The sequence below is a fragment of the Candidatus Limnocylindrales bacterium genome, assembly GCA_035626395.1.
Taxonomy (GTDB): Bacteria; Desulfobacterota; Binatia; order UBA1149; family CAITLU01; genus DASPNH01.
This window is the reverse complement of the sequence record DASPNR010000009.1, coordinates 1-3,021: the sequence shown is the minus strand read 5'-3', so window position 1 is coordinate 3,021 and position 3,021 is coordinate 1. Positions and strand designations below refer to the sequence as shown.

Genomic DNA, 3,021 nt, shown 5'->3' with positions numbered 1-3,021 from the left:
ACGTAAGCGGCAAGCCCGCGGCGTTCTTCCCACCTACCTTCAAGCCCCAGACACTGCCTCGCATCGAAGGCACGCGAGGGACAGGAGATGGGTGGACAGAGAAGGCGGCGGCTGGATGCGGGCACGTGGAGCCAAGTGCTGGAGCGGTTCGCTGCCGCGGGCACGACGGTGCGTGAGTTCTGTGCGCGTGAGCGGCTGAGCGCGAGCAGCTTCTATCGCTGGCGGGACCGGCTGCAGTCATCCGGCATGCAGGCGGTACAGGTACGGCAGACCCCACAGCCAAGAGGCACCAGCGTTGCGCTATCGCCCAGCGCGGCGGGCTTTATCGACCTGGGCGACCTGCCGGACTTGTCGCGCGGCGCCGAGGGCGTGCTGGAGCTGCGCCTGGACTTGGGGCGTGGCGTGGTGCTGCAGATCATTCGGCGCTGAGGCGCAGGGGCAAGGCGGCGATGTTCTTCCCCGAATCCCGCGTGCGGGTGTACCTGTACGGCCATCCGGTGGACATGCGCAAGTCGTTCGACGGCTTGTATGCGATCGCGCGCAGCGCCTTCCCTGAAGACCCGACTGCCGGCGGCCTGTACGTATTCGTCAACCGGCGCGGCGGCCAGGTGAAGGTTCTGTACTTTGACCGCAGCGGCTGGTGCGTGTGGGCCAAGCGGCTGGAGGAAGGCCAATTCATCGGCGATTGGAGCCGGGCGCAGACGCACGAGATCGACTGCACTCAGCTGAAGCTGCTGCTCGAAGGCATCGAGCCGCGGCGCTACCTAAAGCGCTATCGACACGGCAATCCGGAGCATTCCCGTGGTGTCGGCGCGGGGGCGTGCGTAGCATGAAGCTCGATGTCCGCCGCCGTGCTTGCCCGCGTCCCCGATGCCGCCGAACTGGTGCTGCTGCAGCCGCAGCGGCTGGCGCAGATGGTACTCGCGCAAGCCGCGCAGATCGAGTCGCTGCAAGGCCAGATCGAGTGGTTCCGTCGCCAGATCTTCGGGCAGAAGAGCGAGCGGTACGCTCCGCTGCCCGCGGCGCAGCAGATGCACCTGGGCGAGTTGATGGCCGGCGTGCCCGCTGCGGCCGAAGTAACGCACACGCCCACGCAGCACGTGCCTGCACACCATCGCCGCCGCGCGCGCAGCGATTTCGCCGACGACCAGTCGAGTGCGCCGTTCTTCGACGAGTCCAAGGTTCCGGTGGTGACCATCGAGGTGGCGAACCCGGAAGCCGCGGGACTGTCGAGCCAGCAGTACGAGGTCATCGGCCAGAAGGTCAGCCATCGACTGGCGCAGCGTCCGGGCAGCTACGTGGTGCTGAAGTACGTGCGCCCGGTGATCAAGCGGCTGGACACGCTCACGCTGCACTGCCCGGCCGCGCCGGCCGGTGTGATCGAGGGCAGCCGGGCCGACGTGAGCTTCATCGCCGGCATCGTGGTGGACAAGTTCGCATGGCATCTGCCGCTGTATCGCCAGCACCAGCGCCTCGTCGCCGCAGGCTTCAAGCTGAGCCGGCAATGGCTGACGCAGCTGGTGCAGCAGGCCGCGCAGCTGCTTGCGCCGGTGTACGAGGCGCAGCTCGACTCGATCCGGCGCAGCCGCGTCAAGGTGGCGGACGAGACGTCGATCAAGGCCGGGCGGCTGGCGCCGGGCAAGATGCGCTCGGGCTTCTACTGGCCGGTGTACGGCGAACTTGACGAGGTGTGCTTCCCGTACTTCAACTCGCGCAAGCACTGCAACGTGGTCGAGTTGCTGGGCGACAAGCCGGCCGAAGGCACGGTGCTGCTCAGCGACGGCTATGCCGCCTACAGCCGCTATGCCGAGAAGACCGGCGTGACGCACGCGCAGTGCTGGAGCCACATGCGCCGTGGCTTCTTCAATGCATTGAAGGCCGAACCGCAGGCCGTCGACGAGGCGCTGCGCCTGATCGGCCAGGTCTACGAGGTCGAGACCGAGATCCGCGAACGCAAGCTCACCGGCGAGGCCAAGGGGCTGCACCGGCTCAGTCATGCCAAGCCGCATGTCGAGCGCTTCTTCGAGTGGGTGGACGAGCAATTCGCCAGGCAGGGATTGCTGCCGAGCAGTCCGCTGACCAAGGCGCTGGCCTATGCGCGCGAGCGGCGCACGCAGCTGAAGGTGTTCCTGGACGACGCCGCGGTGCCGGTGGACACCAATCACCTGGAGCGCGCGCTGCGGCCCATTCCGATGGGGCGGCGTAATTGGCTCTTCTGCTGGAGCGAGGTCGGCGCCGAGCACGCCGGCATCGTGCAGAGCCTGATCGCCACCTGCCGGCTGCACGGCATCGATGCGTACACCTACCTGGTGGACGTGCTGCAGCGCGTCGGCCAGCATCCGGCCGCGCGCGTGGCCGAGCTCACGCCGCGGCTGTGGAAGCAGCACTTCGCGGGCAATCCGTTGCGCTCGGACCTGCACGAGGCGGTGCCATGAGCCGATCCGGCGGTCGCGCACGAAGCCGCAGCGGCTGCGCGCTGTCGCAGGAGGTTGTTGCCGATGCGGCCGCGGCCCTGGGTGCCATGACCGCGCAGCAGCGCCTGGCGCTTGCCGACGAAGTCTTCGCCGAGCAGCCCAACCTGCTGGCCTCGGTTGTGGTGCAGCAGCGCATGGGCGCCAGCCTGGCCGCCATCGAGGTGCTGTTGAACCTGCTGTTCGTCGCCCATCTGGCGATGAAGCGTTCCGGCCGGCGCTGGCCCCTTATCACCGAAGCCACCCAAGACCGCTGCCTGCAGCGCCTCACGGACCGATTGCGCCTGGCCCAGGGCCTGGCGCCGAGACGGCTTCGGCGGGCCGTACAGGGCGCGATCGACGATCACCGCGAGCCCTGGCTCCTCGCCCACGCCTACGGTCACCTGAACGAGCACGGCCTGCTCACCATCGACACAGAGACGCAGAAGTACCTCATGCTCGCCGCGCTCAACCTCGTCGAATGCATCGCCGAAACCGCTCCGCCACCCGCTCCGTCCAGCTTGCACAGCGCTGCGCGATAAGCAAGGACGCCGGCTGCGGACCGCTTACG

At 68.0% G+C, this 3,021-nt stretch carries 4 protein-coding genes; all 4 read left to right on the top strand.

The features are described from left to right. The first annotated feature begins 135 nt into the window (after positions 1–135). From VEC57_05925 to VEC57_05910, 4 genes are read left to right on the top strand one after another with little or no spacing between them, the layout of a single operon-like run. Positions 136–429 carry a hypothetical protein gene (locus VEC57_05925; GenBank protein HYB98657.1) on the top strand — a complete coding sequence of 98 codons (294 nt, stop codon included), beginning with the start codon at positions 136–138 and terminating at the stop codon, positions 427–429. Between the two features lie 20 nt (positions 430–449). Then, entirely contained in the window at positions 450–833 is a 384-nt protein-coding gene (gene tnpB / locus VEC57_05920) for an IS66 family insertion sequence element accessory protein TnpB (protein ID HYB98656.1), read from the top strand. 6 nt (positions 834–839) lie between these two features. Continuing rightward, a complete protein-coding gene (locus VEC57_05915) occupies positions 840–2,435 on the top strand; it encodes an IS66 family transposase (protein HYB98655.1) in 1,596 nt (531 codons plus the stop codon). Continuing rightward, positions 2,432–2,992, top strand: coding sequence for a hypothetical protein (locus VEC57_05910; GenBank protein ID HYB98654.1), 561 nt, complete (start codon positions 2,432–2,434; stop codon positions 2,990–2,992). Before VEC57_05915 ends, VEC57_05910 begins: the two co-directional genes overlap by 4 nt. The last annotated feature ends 29 nt before the right edge of the window (positions 2,993–3,021 follow it).